Annotated in this window: 18 protein-coding genes; all 18 read right to left on the reverse strand. The window is 40.2% G+C overall.

Features of this window, described 5'->3' with window-relative positions; all coding sequences use genetic code 11:
• Positions 1-78: 78 nt before the first annotated feature.
• On the reverse strand, positions 79-345 hold the full coding sequence (locus KI363_RS11605; protein ID WP_158323856.1) for an RNA-binding S4 domain-containing protein: 267 nt from the start codon (positions 343-345) through the stop codon (positions 79-81).
• A gap of 25 nt (positions 346-370) precedes the next feature.
• Positions 371-1825 (reverse strand): bifunctional methyltransferase/pyrophosphohydrolase YabN, encoded by a 1455-nt coding sequence (gene yabN / locus KI363_RS11610; RefSeq protein ID WP_158323849.1) that lies wholly within the window; start codon positions 1823-1825, stop codon positions 371-373.
• An 11-nt stretch (positions 1826-1836) separates the two neighbouring features.
• Positions 1837-3423 carry a putative polysaccharide biosynthesis protein gene (locus KI363_RS11615; RefSeq protein ID WP_158323850.1) on the reverse strand — a complete coding sequence of 529 codons (1587 nt, stop codon included), beginning with the start codon at positions 3421-3423 and terminating at the stop codon, positions 1837-1839.
• A gap of 152 nt (positions 3424-3575) precedes the next feature.
• A complete protein-coding gene (spoVT, locus tag KI363_RS11620; RefSeq protein WP_158323851.1) occupies positions 3576-4112 on the reverse strand; it encodes a stage V sporulation protein T in 537 nt (178 codons plus the stop codon).
• Positions 4113-4351: 239 nt separating this feature from the next.
• Positions 4352-7867, reverse strand: coding sequence for a transcription-repair coupling factor (gene mfd, locus KI363_RS11625; protein ID WP_158323852.1), 3516 nt, complete (start codon positions 7865-7867; stop codon positions 4352-4354).
• Positions 7868-8151: 284 nt separating this feature from the next.
• On the reverse strand, positions 8152-8382 hold the full coding sequence (gene fin / locus KI363_RS11630) for an anti-sigma-F factor Fin (RefSeq protein WP_158323853.1): 231 nt from the start codon (positions 8380-8382) through the stop codon (positions 8152-8154).
• Positions 8383-8449: 67 nt separating this feature from the next.
• Positions 8450-9010 carry an aminoacyl-tRNA hydrolase gene (gene pth / locus KI363_RS11635; RefSeq protein ID WP_158323857.1) on the reverse strand — a complete coding sequence of 187 codons (561 nt, stop codon included), beginning with the start codon at positions 9008-9010 and terminating at the stop codon, positions 8450-8452.
• A gap of 552 nt (positions 9011-9562) precedes the next feature.
• On the reverse strand, positions 9563-10186 hold the full coding sequence (locus KI363_RS11640; protein WP_158324490.1) for a 50S ribosomal protein L25/general stress protein Ctc: 624 nt from the start codon (positions 10184-10186) through the stop codon (positions 9563-9565).
• A gap of 373 nt (positions 10187-10559) precedes the next feature.
• Complete coding sequence (locus KI363_RS11645) at positions 10560-11951, reverse strand: extracellular solute-binding protein (RefSeq protein WP_158324336.1); 1392 nt, start codon at positions 11949-11951, stop codon at positions 10560-10562.
• Positions 11952-12082: 131 nt separating this feature from the next.
• Positions 12083-13429 carry an ABC transporter substrate-binding protein gene (locus tag KI363_RS11650; RefSeq protein WP_212966394.1) on the reverse strand — a complete coding sequence of 449 codons (1347 nt, stop codon included), beginning with the start codon at positions 13427-13429 and terminating at the stop codon, positions 12083-12085.
• 273 nt (positions 13430-13702) lie between these two features.
• Positions 13703-14242 (reverse strand): glycerol-3-phosphate responsive antiterminator, encoded by a 540-nt coding sequence (locus KI363_RS11655; RefSeq protein ID WP_158324334.1) that lies wholly within the window; start codon positions 14240-14242, stop codon positions 13703-13705.
• Positions 14235-15044: an HAD-IIA family hydrolase gene (locus KI363_RS11660; protein ID WP_158324333.1), complete on the reverse strand. Its 810-nt coding sequence runs from the start codon at positions 15042-15044 to the stop codon at positions 14235-14237. The genes KI363_RS11655 and KI363_RS11660 overlap by 8 nt, the downstream gene beginning before the upstream one ends.
• A gap of 310 nt (positions 15045-15354) precedes the next feature.
• On the reverse strand, positions 15355-16314 hold the full coding sequence (locus tag KI363_RS11665; protein ID WP_212966396.1) for a ribose-phosphate diphosphokinase: 960 nt from the start codon (positions 16312-16314) through the stop codon (positions 15355-15357).
• A gap of 13 nt (positions 16315-16327) precedes the next feature.
• Positions 16328-17701, reverse strand: coding sequence for a bifunctional UDP-N-acetylglucosamine diphosphorylase/glucosamine-1-phosphate N-acetyltransferase GlmU (gene glmU / locus KI363_RS11670; RefSeq protein ID WP_212966397.1), 1374 nt, complete (start codon positions 17699-17701; stop codon positions 16328-16330).
• 256 nt (positions 17702-17957) lie between these two features.
• On the reverse strand, positions 17958-18251 hold the full coding sequence (gene spoVG, locus KI363_RS11675; protein ID WP_057987739.1) for a septation regulator SpoVG: 294 nt from the start codon (positions 18249-18251) through the stop codon (positions 17958-17960).
• A gap of 140 nt (positions 18252-18391) precedes the next feature.
• Positions 18392-18766, reverse strand: coding sequence for a RidA family protein (locus KI363_RS11680; RefSeq protein ID WP_158324330.1), 375 nt, complete (start codon positions 18764-18766; stop codon positions 18392-18394).
• A 39-nt stretch (positions 18767-18805) separates the two neighbouring features.
• The gene (gene purR, locus KI363_RS11685) at positions 18806-19639 is read right to left on the reverse strand and encodes a pur operon repressor (protein WP_158324329.1); all 834 of its coding nucleotides are present in this window, start codon (positions 19637-19639) and stop codon (positions 18806-18808) included.
• 89 nt (positions 19640-19728) lie between these two features.
• The gene (ispE, locus tag KI363_RS11690; protein WP_158324328.1) at positions 19729-20583 is read right to left on the reverse strand and encodes a 4-(cytidine 5'-diphospho)-2-C-methyl-D-erythritol kinase; all 855 of its coding nucleotides are present in this window, start codon (positions 20581-20583) and stop codon (positions 19729-19731) included.
• Positions 20584-20894 lie beyond the last annotated feature (311 nt).

Genomic DNA, 20894 nt, shown 5'->3' on the forward strand with positions numbered 1-20894 from the left:
CCCTTCTCTAGAGATTATGTCTTTTATAGTGCGATTCCAACAGGAGGATAAACTTTTTGAACATCTCTTATACGTGTTTTATTGTTCCGTCGTTAGCTTTTCTTCCTTTACGGTCTTGTACATACTGGCAGCATCCTCTTTTTTGGTGGACTCTTGAAGCTCAGTAACTTGTACTGTCACAAGCTTTTGACCAAAACGAATCTCTAATTCATCTCCAACTTTCACATTGGACCCCGCTTTTGCCTGCTGCCCATTAATCAGAATTCTCCCCTTATCCGCCACTTCCTTTGCAAGTGTACGCCTTTTTATAAGCCGGGAGACTTTTAAAAATTTATCTAAACGCATGGTTGTCATGCCCTCACCTCTTATATCATTCTTTTTCCTTTGCCTCATCCCAAAACTGATCAAGCTGCTCAAGGGTATAGGCCTCAAAGCCTTTTCCGCTTTCTCGTACTTTCTCTTCTATGTAAGTAAAGCGACGGGCAAATTTTTCATTTGTACTTTCAAGTGCTTCTTCAGGATGTATGTTCAATAGACGAGCAACGTTCACAACTGCAAATAATAGATCCCCTAATTCTTTCATTTGCTCTTGTTTATTTACTTTCGCCATCTCTATCTCTAATTCCTGCATTTCTTCCTTAACTTTTTCCCAAGCTTCTTGTGCTTCTCCCCAATCGAACCCTAGTTTCCCTGCCTTCTTTTGATATTTATAAGCTTTGATTAAAGCAGGTAAGCCTTTTGCCGTTTCGGCTAAAATAGAATCATCTCTATCTTTCTCCGTTGCTTTGATTTTGTCCCAATTTACTGTAACCTCTTCAGCATCACGTACCTTAACATCACCAAATACATGGGGATGACGACGAACCATTTTTCTGGAGATCGATTCTAGCACATCTTCAATTGAGAACATTCCTTCGTCTTCCCCAATTTGGGCGTGAAGCATGATTTGTAATAAAACATCCCCTAACTCTTCAATCATATTTCCAATATCGTCCTGATCAATAGCCGCTAACAGCTCATAGGCTTCTTCAATCAGATATTTTTTCAAAGAAAGATGGGTTTGCTTCAGGTCCCAAGGACAACCATTGGGTCCCCGTAAATCCGCAATAATCTGCCGTAAAGTCGAAAATTCTTTATAAGCCTGCTCCTGTTCAACAATAGGGGGAACATATAAACTTGTTAAATTGTCCAACGTGATACCGTGATCTAATTCATACAGAGGGAGCTTCCTGATTTTCTCCCGCTTACTCCCCGCTGCGGTCACAAGCCACACCTCGTAATCATGGGGGTACTTTTCCATAAGAGTCAGTTTTATGTTCGAAGCCACAAAAGGATCATACACTTGTCCAACAATGACATGCTGGAATATTTGAATTTCATCTCTCTTTAATGAAGTTCCATCTAAAAGTTGGAATCCTTCAATGGGATCCACCTTCAGGGCGGTAAACAAAGCATCCAAAAAGCTTTGTCCTCCTTGTATATGGATCTCAATATTTTTTTTCGGAGCCCATTCTAATAAAAGTTGAACCGTTCTTTCAGCGACAAGGGGGTGACCAGGAACTGCATAGGTGATCGATTCCTTCTCGGCCTTATTCAATAAAAACTGGGTAATTTCCTCATAAACGCCAGCAAAATCTTCATGTTTTTCATAGATATCATCGAATGATTCAAAGACAAGCCCTTCATCTATTAATTCTAATACGACAGGATGTTCTCTCGTTCGCAAAAAGAGTGGCTTCTCTTGCTTTAATAATTTATATATTCCAAAAGGCAATTGATCCAAATCTCCAGAGCCTAAACCGATCACGGTTATTTCTCGATTCATTCTAACCCTTCTCACTTTCTATTCGAATTAAAGCGATTCAATTTACTACTAAATGGGAAAAAGGAAAGCTCTTCCTCTGTTAAGCTCCCGTTTTTTAAAATGATCCCTAAGTAGACGCTTGCCCCAAGAACAACACTTGACAAGGATAGGGCGGCACTTATAAAACGTCCCCCTTCCCAAAAGGAAAACAAGAATAACCACAATTGTAAAACAAGGGTCATTCCTAATGCAGCTAAGCCAATGGAAGGAAGTACTTTTCTGATGGTTGGAAGAATAGAAACTCGTTTGTGTAGCTGCCAAATGAATAGCATCGCCATCACCGCTAAACCGATGACTGTTGATAAGGAAGCTCCCATTGTTCCCCATAAAGGCACTGCAATATAATTGCCGATTATTTTGATGATGAGTCCTACTAAAATATACTTCCCTACAACCAATACTTGGCCTAGCGCTTGTAAAATCCCTGTACAAATCAAAATCAAGGAACTGAACAAAATAGAAACAGCTAGAACGGATAGCACTGCTGAGCCTTGCTCATTGGCAAATAACATTGTATTGGTTGGTTTCATAATGTTTATAAGGCCTATAGTGGCCCCTATCGCAACCACAAGCGTGATTTTCATGGCACTGGCTGTTCTCATCCGGATGGTTTGTTCATCATCCTTCATCCAGGCGGCTGTCACAATTGGCACGAGTGCAAGAGAAAAAGAAGAAGCGACAACGGTTCCTAATTGAATAAGCGGTTGTCCGCGGTCAAAAATTCCCTTCAATGCTTTTGCCTCGTCTATTTCTACCCCCAAATTCGTCAATAAAGAATAAATACTAAAGGAATCGACAAATTGAAATAAAATAAGCACCATCCCACTAAGACAAAAAACAGCTCCATGAATAAGAACGATCTGTGCCGTGGTATAAAGCTTCTTCCAAGATAACCCCTTTATAAAAAATAAAAAGTACGTTTTTCTTTTTATCATATAAACGAGAAGGATTCCTACTCCGATCGCTCCACCAATAAAGGACCCTGCAATTGCAACTGTCCCCACATCATAAAGCGAGTATCCTCGCCGGGTTAACATAATGGCCGCCATCATAATGATGAGCACTCTCACTGTTTGCTCTGCTACTTGGCTGGTTGCAGTAGGAAGCATATCTCCTGTACTTTGGAAATAGCCACGACTAATCGATAAGAATGGCAGAAGTAGAAACATAAAGGCTGTCATTTGAATTAAAGAGGTTAACTGCGAATCTCCCATCCATTGGGCGATCAAGGAAGCACCAAAGAAGAAACAGCTAAATAAGACAATCCCTACAAAGAGAAGGGTGATCAAAGCCGCCTGCATGCGATGAGCTAAAAATTCCCGCTTCCCAGTTCCATCCTCAGCAGCTAATTTAGAAATAATAACAGGAAAGCCAGCTGTAGCCAATATCATTCCTATTCCATAGATCGGGTATACTTGCTGATAGATATAAAATCCGATATCGCCAACGATGTTTTGATAAGGAACTCGATATACGGCACTTAAAATTTTTACAATAAAGGCAGCGATAGTTAAAATAAACGCACCCTTCATATATTGATTCGTTGGTTGTGTAGGCAATCCACATTCTCGCCTTTCAATAAATATACTAAATAAAAGATATTATAACATGTTTTAAATCCTTCCTTCATTCGAAACATAACAAAGACCCGAGCAAAATATAGAATTCCCGCTCGGGTCTTTCACATATTCAATTCAATAAGATAATACGATTACGATTCCATCTGCCTTGCTAAAAAGCCGGCGGCTGTTTCAGCGGATTTTTGTTCGATTTCTCCAATCGTGCGATCCTTAGAGAAGATCACAACAGCTCCGATTGGATCGCCGCTCGCAATAATAGGTGAAACAGCGTAGGATGTTAATTCTTCTTGATTTCCTTCCACTAATATCGTATTTCCGGCATTTTTTTCAATCCGGGAGGCACGATCCGCCATTGATCTTTCAATCACTTCACCATTATGTTTATTCATATATTCCTTTTTAGAAGTTCCAGCAACGGCAATGACGCTATCTCGGTCACAAATTAGAATGGAACTGCCTAGACTTTCAAATAAGGCTTCTGCATATTCCTTAGCAAAATCCCCAAGTTCACTAATAGGTGAATATTTTTTTAAAATAACCTCGCCGTCTCTATCCACAAAAATCTCAAGTGGATCCCCCTCACGGATTCTTAAGGTTCTGCGAATTTCCTTTGGGATAACCACTCTTCCCAAATCATCGATTCGACGAACGATTCCAGTTGCTTTCATCTTAAGCTGCCTCACTTTCATCTGATGATTTCCAAAGACACAATCCTAAAATTACGCTTGGCAACTTCTGCCAACTAAGGGAGTGTCTCTGCTATTTTGCTTTCATTTCCAACGGTTGTTAAATTTAGTATCTTTCAGATGAGAAGTTCTATTCATAAATTCACTTATTTTTTTGGATAAGGTATGCAGCAGTTCCTTATTTACGTAAGCAGACACCGAAAGTTTGCCTTCCACTTTTCTTATTTCCGCGCTTTTTTTAAATCCTTCATCATTTTCTTGACCATTTTCAACCATTCTTCTTGTGGCATTTTACCGATTTGAATGGTGATCTTTAACTGCGAGCCATCCATTCCAAGCCCGACTTTTCTGCCAAATTGGCTACAGATTTTAAACACCTTTGATCCATCGGTTTCACCTGTTCCGATCTCCGACATGAGGATGGTGATCTCTGATTTAGATTGTTTAATCGATTCTAGTTTCGCTTCTTTGGCATAGACTTTAATTTCGGCCACTGCAAATAATAGCTCAACCTGTTCAGGGTAATCGCCAAAGCGATCGATCATTTCTTCTTGGAGTTCCTCAAGTTCTTCTAATGTTTCAATATTCCGGAAGCGTTTATACATCTCAATCTTTTGTTGTCCGTCTTTAATATAAGCATCTGGAATATAAGCATCCAATTCTAATTCAACTTCAAAAGCGGGAAGTTGTTGTTGATTGATTTCACCTTTACGCTCATCAATCGCCTCTTTCAGCATTTGCGAGTATAAATCAAAACCAACTGAATCAATAAAGCCATGTTGCTGGGCTCCTAATAAATTACCGGCCCCTCGAATCGACAAATCGCGCATAGCAATTTTAAAGCCTGAACCTAGTTCGGTAAATTCCTTGATTGATTGTAACCTTTTTTCCGCAACCTCTGTCAGTACCTTATTTTTTCTATACGTAAAATACGCATAAGCCACTCGATTTGAACGCCCCACTCGTCCTCGTAATTGATAGAGTTGGGAGAGTCCCATCCGATCGGCATCATGGACGATTAATGTATTTACATTGGGAATGTCGACTCCTGTTTCAATAATCGTTGTTGTCACCAATACATCGAATTCTCCATCGAGGAAACTAAGGATGACCGATTCTAATTCAGTCTCTGTCATTTGTCCATGGGCATAGGCCACCCTCGCATCAGGTACGAGCAATGAAACTTCTTCTGCCTTTCTCTCAATATCCTCAACACGATTATATAAGAAATAGACTTGGCCACCTCTGGCTAGTTCCCGTTCGATCGATTCTTTTACAAGGGAACCATTATACTCCATCACGAAGGTTTGGATCGGAAAGCGATTTTCCGGTGGTGTTTCAATCACAGATAAATCTCGTACGCCTAGCATCGACATATGCAAAGTTCTAGGAATCGGAGTAGCTGTTAGAGTTAAAACATCAATATTTGCCTTTAGCTGTTTCAATTTTTCCTTATGGGTTACACCAAAGCGTTGTTCTTCATCGACAATTAATAACCCTAAATCTGCGAACTGAATATCCTTCGATAAAAGCCGATGTGTCCCGATCACAATATCGATCGTTCCATTTTTTAAGCCCTTCGCTGTTTCCGTTTGTTGCTTCCTCGTTCGGAATCGACTAAGCAAACTAATATTAATGGGATAATCTTGAAATCTTTCTTTCACTGTTTCAAAGTGTTGCTGGGCCAATATCGTCGTTGGCACAAGAAAGGCGACCTGTTTTCCGTCCATTATCGCTTTAAAAGCTGCCCGAATCGCTACTTCTGTTTTCCCGTATCCAACATCTCCACACAGTAACCGATCCATCGGTCTTTCCCTTTCCATATCGCGCTTAATTTCCGCAATAGAACGTAGCTGATCTTCCGTCTCTTGATAAGGGAAGGACGTTTCTAACTCTCTTTGCATATCACCATCTGGTGAAAAAGCATAGCCTTTAGCCGCTTCCCGCTCGGCGTACAACTTAATCAGATCATCTGCAATATCTTTAACAGATGTTTCCACTTTCTTTTTAACACGTTTCCATTCACTGCCACCCAGTTTATAGATTTTAGGATCTTTTCCCTCAGAGGCAACATACTTTTGCACTAAATCGATTTGTTCCACAGGTACATATAGCTTGTCACTGCCTTGATACCTTAAATGCAAATAATCTTTGTGCACTCCGTTAATCACAAGTGTTTCAATACCAAGATATTTTCCGATCCCATGATTCACATGAACGACATAATCGCCCACTTGTAATTCAGAATAGCTTTTAATTCGTTCTGCATTCGATAACTTTTGCTTTCTTTTTACTTTTTTTGTTTTTTTATTAAAGATTTCTTCTTCCGTAATGACTGCTAATTTAGAACCAAGTAATTCAAAACCTGTTGTAAGAGAACCCTTCATAATCTGAATACCAGATATGTCAGATAACGGCTCATTCACAATGGCCGCTTCAATTTCATAATCCTCTAAAACGGAATGCAATTTTTCAGCTCTTTCTCTATTAGGGGCCAAAAAGATAACCGAAAATTGACTTTTACGCCAGCGGTCTATTTCTCCCTTTAATAAATGCATCTGGCCATGAAAGTTTTGCATCAGTTTACAAGATATATTCGAAATATTTTGCGGGTTTGTATTCGCTATATGTCGCAAAAACATTGAAAGGTAAATCTTAGGCTGTGATCGATGGATAGTCAATAGTTCCGAAAATTGGTGTGAAACGGGGACATCATGCACCATTTCTCCTTGTTCCAATAAGGATGTATACCATTCTGCCTCTTCCTTCTCCAATCTTTCATTCATTTCTTGAATACGGCTCATCTCATCAAAGATAAGTAAACCATTGCTAGAAAGATAATCTAGTAAACTTGCTGCAGGGTCATAATCAAAAGATAAATACTTGAAAAATTGCTCTGGTTTCTGCCCATTCCGCAATTGTTCTAAGTCATACCCAATCTTCTCCGCCATTCTTGCCTTTGCTTCTTGACTTTTTATCTTTTTTAAGGAGTTTGCTAAGGCAACTTCCAATTTTACGGCAATAGCCTTTAATTGTTCACTATTTACAGGTGACTCAGTAGCGGGGCCGATCAGAACCCTTTCTCTCTTTTCCTTTGACCGTTGATCTTCTAAAGAAAAAGTTCGTATGGAATCTACTTCTGTGTCAAATAGTTCAATCCGAATGGGGTCTGTTTCAGTTAATGGGTAAATATCAATAATTCCCCCACGCATACTAAATTCACCCGGGGCACTCACCATATCTGTCCGTTGATACCCCATTTCTACAAATCGTAGAATTTCATCTTCTACATTTAACTCCCCTCCGACCTCAATAGACAGTAGATGTTTCCGCCATTCTGTCGGAGTAGGCAAAATTCTCCTTAAACCGGCAACAGGCACAACAAATACACCATGTCGCCCAGATGCCATATAATTCAGCGTCTCAATTCGTTGCGCACGTAACTCAGGACTGGCAATTCCGATTTCCGCCGCAATCAATTCATTAGCCGGATAAAGAAATAAGCGTTCTTCATCCATTAATTGCTGTAAATCCTCGTAAATCTTCTGTGCTTGTAAGAGATTATGAGTGACAACGATAATAGACTTTTCAGTTTTTTTAGCAACAGACGCAATGACCACAGATCTTGCAGAACCTGTTAGTCCTGAAACAAGCTGTTCTTCTAAATTCTCATGTATTCCAGACAAAATCGATTGTATTTCTGTTTGTTGTAAAATTAAATTTGTTAATGATTCCATGACTTACTCCTTTTTCTAAAGGCTTTTGAGAAAAGCGCCAGGTGGTTGTAATAAGAATGAATAAGGATAAACGGCTAAATTATGGATCAAAGGCTAAAGGCGCGCCGTCCTGGCGGCAAGGTCAAATCGCGACGTCCTGTCGCTTCCCTTGCACTAGTACTTCCTGTACGTCGCAACGCCTTTGTGACCAACATCCTGTTGGCCTCCGTCCGCATGTCTTTGCCGTTCTGACCCACTTCCTGTGAGCCTAACAGAAAAATGCTTTGGATGTCACTCCAAAGCGTTTAATGAATTAAAAAGTCATACTGGTGCAAATCGGGATTTTCCTCAAAAGCTCCTTGGCAATTCTCACAAATCGTTTGGATTTGTATATCTCCATTTCCACTATAAGTAATCATTTCTTGTTTTTCATTTTCGTCTAATCGATGAATACCTAATTCTTCCTCGGTTAGTAGTTCACCTTCGATTTTACCTACCATTGTAGCACAATGACGGCAAAAATAATGAACTTGCATGATCGAGCCTCCTTACAAAACAATCGGTTCATATAGTATGAACAGGTTTATAAGGAGTTATTCATGATTAGGCATTAAATTGATTCATAACTTCCGGGAATGGCTTTTCAAACCAAGCCTCACAAGCATCCCCGCACTTATCAATAACAGACTGCATGTGTTGCCATTCCTCTTTATGGAACTTCCCTAATACATAATCCGGTACAGTCATACCCGTAGGAGGCCGATTAATCCCTACTCGAATACGATTAAATTCTTGTGTACCTAAATGGGCAATCAATGATTTTATTCCATTATGACCACCGGCACTTCCTTTTTGTCGCAAGCGAATCTTTCCTACCGGCAAATCTAAATCATCATAAATCACTAATAAATCCTCTTGCTTTATTTCAAAATAGTCCATCATCGGGCGAATACAGTCTCCCGATAAATTCATAAAAGTGAGAGGCTTGACCAAAAGGATCTTTTCCCCATTATGATGAAGCAAAGAATACAAACCATTAAATTTTGTTTTCGTTAGAGGAACACCATATCGATCGGCTAAGTGGTCTACGATTTCAAAGCCAATATTATGCCTTGTTTGATTATATGACCGACCTGGATTTCCTAATCCAGCAATTAATTTCATCATTTAACACTCCAATATACATATCACAATGACCATTCCCTTTATTATACAGGAAAGGCCATCCCAAGAGAACTGTCATTTTTAAAGGAATAAGAAAGTAAAAATTGATCTAGCTCCAGCGCCCAGCGACTAGCAAACTTTCGGTACCTGCTTGCGTAAGTCAACATCGATTCACCCTTCGGTGTCTAGCTACAGGCGGTAGGGGCTCGAGGTCAAATAACCCTGAACCTAGGAAGGGAAAAACCGCCCTTCCTAGGTTCAGGAACATTTGCTTGTCGCCCCTAAGCAACCGCCTTCCGCATTTCGTGGTTCATCGTGTTTCCTTTATCTCAGGCCAACAGGATGTTGGTCAGAACGGCGTTGCGACGTACAAGGATGTACTAGTGCAGACGAAGCGCCAGGACGGCGCGCCCTTAGCCGTTCAACCTTATGACCAAATTTTGTACGTCGCTAAACGGGCGCTTGCACTTTTCTAAAGAGCACAGCGACAAAGCGCAGCCTTGCCTCGGCTGCGCACTCTCACTCTTATATAACATGTTTGCACTTATTATATTATTCGTCGGCAGATTTATCTTCACCAATAACTTCCGGCTCAGTTTGAGTATCGGAAGGCTCTTCCACTTCTTCTTCTCTTGGTGGCTGTACAGTTGCAATCGTTTCTATCTCTTCATGATTAATCGTAATATTGTATTTATCCTTTATATCTCCCACTGTTAAAGTATCACCTATTTGTAAATCTGTGATATCCACTTCAAATACTTCTGGGATATTGTTTGGTGTTGCTGTTACACTTAATTCATATAAAATTTGTTGGGTGATGCCACCTTGCTTAGCTCCTTCCGCTTCACCAACTAGTTCAACACGTACAAGAGCATCAATTTCTTGCTTCATATCAACGGCTAGAAAATCGGCATGTAACACTTCATTTTTAATTGGATCTTGTTGATATTCATGAAGAATAACATTGACCTTATTTTCACCTAAATCTAGGGATATAACACCATTTCGCCCAACCTCACGCATCGTTTTAATAAAATCTATGCTGTTGACGAAGATTGGTGTATTTTCAACTCGGTAACCGTATACAACGGCTGGAATATCTCCCCGCTCGCGAATTTTTGTTAATTGTGAACGACGTCCGTGTTCACGACGATTTGCAGTTAAAACTGATTCCATAAATGACACGACCTCTCCCAATTATTCAAAATACTATATTCCTATCTATACCCTATCATAAAATAAATTAAACTTCAAAGTAAGCAGACTGGAGAGAAAAAGAACAGCTAAAGACGCAATACTTTGTCGTAGCTTGCTCCCAACCTACATCTTACAGGATTGAATCACCTACATGATCTATGGAATCTACCAGGCTCATCAAAAGCCGAGTGGTGTAGTCGTGGAAGGAATTAGTTCTACTGTAATTCAATGAGCATGCCCCTCGCAAATTGGTATTGGAACTGTTTGGTCACTTCCTTGCAGAAATTTCCCTTGTACAAAAAGAGGATTGCCGAAATGCTTTTACTTTCGACAGTCCTCGGAAATGAAACTCTTATTGCTGACCTTTCGCCTCTTCAACAGCGACATTGATCTCCTCTTCCAGTTCTCTTAATGCCGTATTCACATCAATGTCTGTTTCTGCCAATTTTAAAATTGTTTCATCGTAATTAACAAATGAATCCCAACGGCTAACTTGTTCATATTCGGCTGGTGTTCGCTGATAAAATGCCAGGACATTCTTGCCTTTATAACCTGGATCATCCTGTCCATATTGTGCCTCCAGGTCCGGGTCAATATAGGCTGGTCCACCAGCTGCTGTACGTGCTCTCCTTGTTTGATTTTCCTTCGAGACGTATTCCATTAACACTTCAAAAGCAAGCTCAATATTTTCACTATGTTTATTAATCATCATTGGCGTTGTGCCAAGATAATGACCCGTATCCGGTTGGTCCTTCCAAACTGGTTGGGGAGCAATTTCAATATTTTCTTGTGTATATTCCATTTCTCCATATTCACCAGTTAAGAATGATTGCCAATCAATCGCCATAGCAGCCATATTACTTTGGAACATATCCCCATCATGCTCCTGTTGCCACTCATAGATACTAGGAATTCGATAATATTCGTAAAGCAATTCAAAATATTGCTTGAAACGAGGATCCTTTGTTACTAGGGATTCTCCAGTCTCGGGATCAGTCGCATTAATGGCAAATTGACGCAGTGGCAAGGAAAGAGATGAACCGCGAACAGAGTCGCCGCTACTTAACTGCAGACCAATATATTTGACTCCATTCCGTTCCGCTGTCATCTCTCGCGCTAAATCAAGTAATTCATCCCAAGTCATGCTTTTTTCTGGATCAGGATAAGGTACACCGAATAGATCAAAGATTTCTTTGTTGTAATATAATGTGGCGTAGCCAGTTCCATCCGGCATACCGATTAATCGCCCTTCTCCGGCGGGATCGAGCGCTCTAATGTGTGCCACAAGTCCTGGATCAAGGCTGTCTAAATCAAAATCAAACTGTTCGACTAGATCATCTAAAGGAAGCAGCATATCTAACTCTTCTAATATATGCACTCCTCCGGCTGTAATAATATCAGGCGTTGTACCGCTAGCCATAATCTCTTGCAGATTCTCGGACGTGACATCACTTTGAATATGTTGAATCGAAACATGATCCATCTTATGATTTACTAAACCCATTCGATCCTGCATTCGCTCCTCATCCCAGCGATCCACCATCGTGATCACAACGGGTTCTTCCTCATTCGTCCCTTCTTCTTGCGATGAATCTGTTTCTGCCGAATCATCATCCCCTTGTAAATCAGGGGCAATAATTTCTGTCGCGCCGCTACCGCCATTACTGTTTGAACAAGCAACCAATAGTATCCCTATCAACCCTAACAGAACGAGTAACTTTAGTGATCTAGAAGACGTAGGCATTTCATTCCCTCTTTTCGTTAAAAGTTAAGTGACTTGAGTACATCCCCATATCTCTCAGACAGGGGTCCCTCGGCGTTATCCTCTTTTAAGCCGTTAAACGGAACGTGCTCTTAAGCCACTCCTTTATCAAATTAACTCTCTTTCTCCTGTAATTCTTGGATTTTAGCGTCAGCTTCCTCCTCCGCTTCCCGCAAAACCGTATTGATATCTACTTTGTCAACCGCAAGCTTGCGCTGTGCTTCTCCTAAAATTGAGTAAATTTCACCGTCATAAAGTGTTGGTGTTGGGGTTGGGGCTGGGTCAACAGAGAACACTTCATTGAGTTCCTCTTGGTCGTATAATCCCGCTCCTTCTGCATAAGCATTGCGGACATCTTCATTATCAAGTACACTCAAACGCAATACTTCCTTCCCAAGATACGTTTGCGCTTCCTCAGTCACAAGCTCGGCCACCGCCTGCATCGCCGCTTCGCGATTTTTTGCTGTTTCAGGCACTAAAAATAGGTGATAGTCAATTTCTCTTCCAAGGTCTGGGTGCTCGGATGTTGTCGGGAAGCTTGTAAGTCCCCAGTTTACTCCGGCTTCCTCCAATATTGGAATACGACTTGTAAAGGCAGCGAACCAGTATGGCGCCATCGCCAAGCGTCGCTCTTCCATGAAAAAGTTAAAATCATAATTATATTGATCCCCGTTTATAACTCCTGGGATTTTGTATAATTGTTCAAGCTGCTTAAAAACCTCTGTGTATTCAGGTGTATTAATGGCTGCTTTACCATTTTCATCAACGACGGATAAGGATCTTGGGCGGGTCAACATTTGCGGCCCTCCTGTAGAGAGTCCAATATAATCCGTTCCTCCTACATTTCCAGTCACTTGTTTAGAAAGTTCGATCACCTCATCCCATGTCATCCCCGCTTCAGGATAAGAAACACCAAATTGATCAAAAATATCTTTATTATAGGCAAGCACTCCCTGATTCATAGAAACTGGCATTCCATAAATGGCTCCTGGCTTCCCTGTTAGCTCCGCAAAATGATTCAAGTTTTCCACAATGGCTGGATTAAACTGGTCGAGTGGAATGCCTTTTGCCTCAAAGAAATCGGACATATCGCCTGCAAGCTCCCTATCAATCTCTTGCAATAAACTATAATTACTTGTCGCGATCAAATCAGGCACTGTACCTGCTGCCATCATCTCTTCAATATTGACGTCTTGTAACATCTCAATGGTAAGATTCGGATATTTTTCAAGGGCAGGGGCAAACAACTCATCCGCCTTTTCCTGATCAATAATCCCCATCGCTTTATTCCAAAGCGTTAATGTGACAGGTTCATCAAACACAGATTCATCCACCGCTTCTGGTTCAGGTTCACCTGCATCTTTACCCACATCCTTACTCGCGTCTTGACCACCATTCTGACAACCAGCTAACAATAACAGGACCATGAAACCGAGATAAATAACTAGCGATCTTTTCATTTTCCCCCTCAATCCTTTCATTTGTTTTGGGTTCATCCGAAAAAACGCAAAACAACCCTAATTGAAGTTCATCAATTAGGGTTGTCTCATCGTCTCCACCCGGATTTGTTATTACTATATTAAACTAGGATATAATTAATGCTAGGTTTCCGTGACGAAACCTTATTATTCATTATCATTGGAATCGCTTACAAAGTCAAGTCGCTTTTGCACATTTTTTCCAATACCTTATATTTAATGGAGCGATCCGCTTCCCATCTTGGCTTGATCCGATTAAACATCACCAATATTGCTAGCTGATACAGCTGTCGCTCCTGCTTCCAAAGCAGCGCTCATTTCTTCCTTTGTTTTAAATAGCCCTCCGGCAACAACAGGAAAAGGAACAATGTTTACTAACTCCGTAATCACGCGCGGCATCAAACCTGGCATTGCTTCAATGGCATCAGGTTGGATTTTGATTGCTGTCTCAATTGCCTTTTCCATTGCATGTGTGTCAATAAGAAAAATACGCTGAATCGTTTTTAGCCCATTTTTCTTGCCTTGGATAATCGATTGACTGCGCGTGCTAATAATGCCATCTGGCGCAATCACTTCTGCAACATAATTCATGCCATCTGGTGTATGGCACTCGATTCCAGAAATAAAGTCAACATGGACAAACACGGTCTTACCTGCATTTTGCAATTGATAAACGTATTCCGGCAAATCCATCATTTTCCCCGTTAATAAAAAGACGGTCTTATAAGAAGATTGCAGGCACTTTTCAGCCTGATCCCAACTAGTTATCGTATAGATATAGGGCTGTTTAAACATATGATTGCTCCTTTATTTCAAGATAAATATCGCTGACACTATTATACACAAAAGTTGGCTGCTGCTCATGCTTAGCTAATTCGTCTTCCGATGTGACCCCAGTAAGTACGAGGCATGTATCGATTCCCATTGCTTCCCCAATGGCAATATCGCTCGGCAATGAGTCTCCGATAATAACCGATAGATGGCAATTCCCCGCATTTTGTTGCCGGATTGCCTGTTGCATCCAGAAAGACGGTTTCCCCAGAACAACCGGATCTGGGACAATGTGCGGATGATCAAGCAATCGTGCAAGCGAGCCTGTATCAATTAAATACCCTTTTGGATTTGGGCATAGTAAATCACGATTAAGCAAAATAAGTTTTCTCCCTTTTTGCAAAAGATGGAAACCTTCTTGCAATTCGGTATACGTAATCGAAGGCGCCATTCCTAAAACGACATATGAAGGATCTCTGTTTGAGGCAGCTTCTTCAACTATCCGAAAACCTAAATTTCTTATTTCGTCCTTAATCATCGTAGAACCAATGACATAAAGCTGGACCTCTTTTTTATGCTCTTCAGGAAAATACTTTTCTAAGGCTGCGATGGGGGTTATAAGCTGATCTTCCGTCAAGCGTAAACCCATAGATTGTAAATCATTGCTTAAAATTTGCCTAGAACGAACGGGATGGTTGGTGAGAAAAAACACTTGCTTTTTTTGCACATATAATTCTTCAATTAATTCCTGTGCATGTGGAATTAATTCACCTCCCATAAGCAAAGTCCCATCAAGATCAAAGAAATAATATTGATACTGTTTCATCTGCAATCCGCTCCCCCTAATATTTTACCTCAAAGCACACAAAAAAAGCCTAATTGAAGAAAAGGACTGCTCGGCATTCCGGCTACCTTTTTTCAATTAGGGTTATCTCATTGGTCTCCACCCAAATAACCGATCATTTCGGTCATAAATTCTGTGTTCTTTTATTATTAGTATTCCTGAATCCATTTTCTATGTCAACTGTTTTTTAGTATTATGTAGAAGAATTCAGACAAAAAAGGATGAAAATCATAAAATAAACGTATTTCATGATTTTCATCCTTTATTTTTAAAACAAACCAATTTTATTCAATCAATCAAACAACGTACTTACAGATAGGTTTTCATGGACGCGAATAATGGCTTCACTTAATAGGGAAGCGACAGAAAGCTCCTTAATTTTATCTATTTTCTTTTCCTCTGGAAGAGCAATAGAGTTTGTAATGACTAATTCTTTAATATTAGAATTCTCAATCCTATCAATGGCTGGACCTGATAAAACGGGATGTGTACAGCATGCATACACTTCTTTCGCTCCATTTTCTGCGAGTGCCTTGGCAGCAAGGGTGATCGTTCCAGCGGTATCGATGATATCATCAATTAATATAGCGACCTTACCATCTACATTCCCAACAATGTTCATGATTTCTGCCACATTAGGACGAGGACGACGCTTATCAATAATCGCGATCGGAGCCTTCAGACGATCTGCAAGCTTCCGAGCTCGAGTTACACCACCATGATCAGGTGAAACAATGACAATTTCATCCTTCGAATAATTCTTTGCTTTAAAATAGTCTCCTAAGATTGGCACACCCATTAAATGATCAATCGGAACATCGAAGAAACCTTGAATTTGTGGGGCGTGTAGATCTAGCGTAATCAGGCGGGTAGCTCCTGCCGTTTCAATTAGATTTGCGACTAATTTTGCTGTAATCGGTTCTCTTGCTCTAGCCTTCCGATCTTGGCGTGCATAACCATAATAAGGTAAAACAATATTAATTGTTTTTGCGGAAGCTCTCTTTAATGCATCAATCATAATTAAAAGCTCCATTAAATTATGATTGACAGGGGAACTTGTCGACTGTACAACATAAACATCACAGCCACGAATACTTTCCTCAATATTAATTTGAATTTCACCGTCACTAAAGTTATGGACCGAACATTTCCCCAGTTCTATTCCTACAACATCGGCAATTTCCTGCGCCAATGCACGATTCGAGCTCAAGGAAAAAATTCTCAAGCTTGGGTCAAGATATTGATTTGACATTTTGCGCCTCCAATTAATTATTCAAATTTAGTTTCTTGACATAGTCTTCTTTATTAACCTGCCTAGCACGGGCAATCGATAAGGCCTTTTCAGGTACATCATCTGTAATCGTTGAACCTGCAGCTATATAGGAGTTTTTCTTAATCGTGACAGGGGCAATAAGGTTCGAATTACACCCGACAAAAACGTTATCTTCAATTTTTGTTAAGGCTTTGTTCTTGCCGTCATAATTCACAGTTATAGATCCACATCCTAAGTTAACATTCGTTCCAACTTCAGCATCCCCAATATAACTTAAGTGTGAGGCTTTACTTCCCTTACCGAAGTCAACCTTTTTAAGTTCAACGAAATTACCGATCTTCACTTCATCATGAATGGTTGATTGTGGTCGGATATGTGCATAAGGACCAATATTAACATGAGAACCAATTGAGCTATCATGAACAACGGATTGGCGAATGTTCGTGTTGGAACCAACGACAGCATTTTCTAATTCACTATGCGGTCCAATCTGACAATCATCCCCAATTATGGTCTTTCCTCTCATAACTGTTCCAGGGTAAACAATGGTGTCCATTCCGATTTCCACATCTGTATCAATATAAGTATTATCCGGATCAATGATGGTCACACCATTTGCCATATGTTTCTCATTTATTCTTGTTCTCATAATCTTCTCTGCTCGAGATAGGGCCAAACGATCATTAATTCCCATCGTTTCATTGAAATCCTTTGTTTGGAAAGCTGACACGGTTTCATTCTTAGCCTTCAAAATTTCAATGACATCAGTTAAGTAATACTCCCCTTGGGAATTATCATTTGAAACTTCTTCGAGGGCTTCAAATAAAGCAAGATTGTCAAAACAAAACATTCCAGTGTTAATTTCTTTCACATTTCTTTCTTCGCCATTCGCATCTTTATGTTCGACAATTTTTTCAACTTGGCCTGCGTGATTACGAATGACTCTGCCATAACCAGTTGGATCTTCGGTATAAGCTGTTAAAATGGTTGCCTTTGCTTGTTGCTGCTTATGTGTTTCGAAGAGGGCTTCTAGAGTATCGGTACTAATAAGAGGGGTATCGCCACAGATCACAAGTGTTGTCCCTTTTTCTCCATTTAGTAATTCTTTAGCTTGCATGACAGCATGTGCTGTGCCAAGCTGTTTCTCCTGAATCACAAATTCACTTCTATCCTCTAACTGTGCCTTTACAAGCTCCGCTCCATGTCCAACAACGGTTACTGTTTTACTTACCTGAAGCTTTGCAATATTATCAACAATATGTTCTACCATCGGTTTTCCACAGACCGGATGAAGTACTTTATAAAATTTCGACTTCATACGGGTCCCAAGTCCTGCTGCTAGAATAACAGCAAATCTATTCGCCATAAACGGCCCTCCAATAACCTTTTTTCCATTATTGAATATATCTTATCTAATGGTTTTTTTCAAGAAATCCAATAATTTCTATAAAAAGATGACACAATATGTTTAGTATAAGCATCATTAGGGAAATAATAAAGAGATTGACAAAAATAGGGGGAAATTGGAAGGATATTTGGCCTTGGGCGATTTGAGTCAACTTTACTTCCCCAAAACACAAAACCCTGCTCAAAGGCAGGGCATTGAATCAATGTTTATTTGTTTAAGAGGCGCCAGCTTCTTCCAATTCTGGTTCTCCTACTTCTCCTAAACGATGGTATTCAGCCAAAACAGCATCCTGGATTTTGCTGCGAGTGTTCGAATTGATCGGATGAGCAATATCCCGAAATTCTCCATCTGGAGTGCGCTTGCTTGGCATTGCCACAAATAATCCGTTATTACCGTCAATAACACGTATGTCGTGTACGACGAATTCCTCATCAAGAGTAATAGATGCAATCGCTCTCATTCTACCTTCTGTGTTCACACGTCGTAGTCTCACGTCGGTTACTTCCATTGTGCTCACCACCTTCTTCTCCCAAGATCGACATAAATATGTATTCAACATAAAATTCAAATCTCCTTCTTTATATCGCAAATTTTTTTAAAATTTGTAAACTTGCTTATAAAAGGTGTTGGGAGAAGAAGAGGCGAATGCTATTTTACTTGAGCAATCACTTCAATTTCTAGTAATACATCTTTTGGTAGTCTTGCTACTTCCACACAAGAACGAGCTGGCTTGTGAGATGAAAAATAATTTCCATACACCTCATTAATAGTCGCAAAATCATCCATATTTTTGATAAAAACGGTTGTTTTTACAACGGTTTCCAATGTTGCGCCAGCCTCTTCTAATACGGCCTGAAGATTGCGAAAGACTTGATGCGTCTGCTCCACAACACCACCGGAAACAATTTCACCTTCCGGAGTCAAAGGGATTTGCCCTGAACTATAAAACATTTGATTCACAATAACCCCTTGTGAATATGGGCCAATTGCTGCAGGTGCTTGATTAGTCGATACAATTTTCATAATGTGTCCTCTCCCTTTCCTTGAATAAAATTCCTCTTTTTATAAAAAATCTACTTGCCCAGAAAAATAATTCCCTTTTACGACAGTGATTTTCTTTTCCTTCATATCAACATTGGCCAACTTAGCAAGAGAAATATACTCGTTAACCAATCGTTCTTCTTGATACTCTGACTCCACTAGTACACCGATCCCTGCAACTGTTGCATTAAACTCTTTGAGTAGATCAACCATTCCATTAATCGTTCCCCCGGCTTTCATAAAGTCGTCAACGATTAAAACACGAGAGCCTTCTTTTAAGCTACGCTTTGAGAGAGACATCATTTGAATGCGTTTGGAGGATCCAGAAACATAGTTAATACTCACTGTTGATCCTTCTGTTACTTTGTTATCTCTTCTAACAATAATAAAAGGTACGTTCAAATGATGTGCAACGGCTTGAGCTATCGGAATACCCTTTGTAGCCACTGTCATCACCACATCAATATTTAAATCCGATACAGCTGATGCTAGCAACTTTCCCACTTCATTTAAAATTTGCGAATCCCCTAATAAATCCGTCATATAGAGATAACCGCCAGGAAGCAAGCGATCGGGATCAGCAATTAACTCACATAAATGTTGGATAAATTCCTCGGCTTCCTCTTGTTTGATTTTCGGAATATACTTAACCCCACCAGCGGCTCCGGACACAGTTTGAAGTGTGCCGATTCCTCTATTTTCAAAGGTCTCCTTTATAATCACCAAATCCTCACTAATAGAAGACTTTGCCGCCTGATATAAACCTGAAAAGTGGGTCAATGACACAAGCTCTCGTGGATGGTTCATTAAATAATAAGTCATATCTACAAGGCGCTCGCTGCGACGAAATTTCATTCCTTTACCTCCTGCAAAACCAAAATACGAATGATAATATAATAAATATACATGTTCGTACGGATATAAACAAGATTAACTTACTTCCATTAATGTCCTAACATTCTAACAGCAAATACTTGACTGCAGAATCCCCGCAAGCCGTTATAAACCCTGTGAAGCCTTGAATCATGCTGTACAAGGCCAAAAACAGTAGGCCCACTACCGCTCATCAATACCGCATCCGCTCCGAATTTCTCCATTTGCTCTTTAATTAGGGCCACTTCCGGATACATTTTTAAAGTGACCTCTTCTAATGCATTTCCTAAATGGTTACAGATTCCCTCATAGGATTGCTCTTTCAGGGCCTTTATCATGGCTTTCGTATTTGGATGGACAACATTTTTCATATTCACGTTCTTATATATTTCTGCTGTGGATACACCTATTTCCGGTTTAGCTAAAATCACCCAACAATTGGGCGGTGTCGGTAGAGGTGAGATTTTCTCTCCTCTTCCTTGCGCTAATGCCGTTCCTCCATGTACACAGAAAGAAACATCCGAACCAATTTCGGAACCAATCTGGGCTAATTCATTGGTCGAAAGATGAAGGCCCCAAATTTGATTAAGACCTTTAAGAGCTGCTGCTGCATCACTACTGCCACCTGCTAGTCCAGCTGCTACAGGAATAGCTTTATCAATTGAAATTTTTACACCCTGTTGAATTTGAAATTTTGTTTTTAGCAAATTAGCCGCTTGATAAGCTAAATTTCGCTGATCATCTGGAACATAGCGACTTTGTGAAGTCACTTCAATTCGATCTTCTTCTAATGGTACCAACTCTAAACGGTCAGCCAAATCAATGGTCGTCATAACCATCTCGATCTCATGATATCCATCTGATCGTTTACCTAGTATATCAAGGGATAAATTAATTTTTGCTGGTGCTTTTACCAACAATCGCATGAAATTCACCTGCTTATTTTCCCGTCTGTTTATTAAGAAAAGCGCAAGCGCCTTGCTCAGCCCCGACAAGCAAATGTTCCTGAACCTATGAAGGGCGATCTTTCCCTTCATAGGTTCAGGGTTATTTGACCTCGAGGGGCTAGGCGCTGGAGCTAGATCTAAACATTGGCCAATTTTTATACTTTCCTATCCCGTTAAGAAAAGCGCAAGCGCCCGTTTAAGACGTTCACTTTACGTTCATTTGAATAAAATAAATCATACCAAATTGTTGCGTAGGACGCTAGATACTTTATTCTAACATGAAAGAGAAA

Origin of the sequence: Lederbergia ruris (assembly GCF_018332955.1) — a bacterium.
Taxonomy (GTDB): domain Bacteria; phylum Bacillota; class Bacilli; order Bacillales; family Bacillaceae_C; genus Lederbergia; species Lederbergia ruris.

Bases quoted from the DNA above. Each gene is read 5' to 3' on its own strand.
- KI363_RS11605 (WP_158323856.1), bottom strand. From the start codon at position 345: ATGCGTTTAGATAAATTTTTAAAAGTCTCCCGGCTTATAAAAAGGCGT.
- yabN (WP_158323849.1), bottom strand. From the start codon at position 1,825: ATGAATCGAGAAATAACCGTGATCGGTTTAGGCTCTGGAGATTTGGAT.
- spoVT (WP_158323851.1), bottom strand. From the start codon at position 4,112: ATGAAAGCAACTGGAATCGTTCGTCGAATCGATGATTTGGGAAGAGTG.
- mfd (WP_158323852.1), bottom strand. From the start codon at position 7,867: ATGGAATCATTAACAAATTTAATTTTACAACAAACAGAAATACAATCG.
- fin (WP_158323853.1), bottom strand. From the start codon at position 8,382: ATGCAAGTTCATTATTTTTGCCGTCATTGTGCTACAATGGTAGGTAAA.
- pth (WP_158323857.1), bottom strand. From the start codon at position 9,010: ATGAAATTAATTGCTGGATTAGGAAATCCAGGTCGGTCATATAATCAA.
- KI363_RS11640 (WP_158324490.1), bottom strand. From the start codon at position 10,186: ATGGAATCAGTTTTAACTGCAAATCGTCGTGAACACGGACGTCGTTCA.
- KI363_RS11645 (WP_158324336.1), bottom strand. From the start codon at position 11,951: ATGCCTACGTCTTCTAGATCACTAAAGTTACTCGTTCTGTTAGGGTTG.
- KI363_RS11650 (WP_212966394.1), bottom strand. From the start codon at position 13,429: ATGAAAAGATCGCTAGTTATTTATCTCGGTTTCATGGTCCTGTTATTG.
- KI363_RS11655 (WP_158324334.1), bottom strand. From the start codon at position 14,242: ATGTTTAAACAGCCCTATATCTATACGATAACTAGTTGGGATCAGGCT.
- KI363_RS11660 (WP_158324333.1), bottom strand. From the start codon at position 15,044: ATGAAACAGTATCAATATTATTTCTTTGATCTTGATGGGACTTTGCTT.
- KI363_RS11665 (WP_212966396.1), bottom strand. From the start codon at position 16,314: ATGTCAAATCAATATCTTGACCCAAGCTTGAGAATTTTTTCCTTGAGC.
- glmU (WP_212966397.1), bottom strand. From the start codon at position 17,701: ATGGCGAATAGATTTGCTGTTATTCTAGCAGCAGGACTTGGGACCCGT.
- spoVG (WP_057987739.1), bottom strand. From the start codon at position 18,251: ATGGAAGTAACCGACGTGAGACTACGACGTGTGAACACAGAAGGTAGA.
- KI363_RS11680 (WP_158324330.1), bottom strand. From the start codon at position 18,766: ATGAAAATTGTATCGACTAATCAAGCACCTGCAGCAATTGGCCCATAT.
- purR (WP_158324329.1), bottom strand. From the start codon at position 19,639: ATGAAATTTCGTCGCAGCGAGCGCCTTGTAGATATGACTTATTATTTA.
- ispE (WP_158324328.1), bottom strand. From the start codon at position 20,583: ATGCGATTGTTGGTAAAAGCACCAGCAAAAATTAATTTATCCCTTGAT.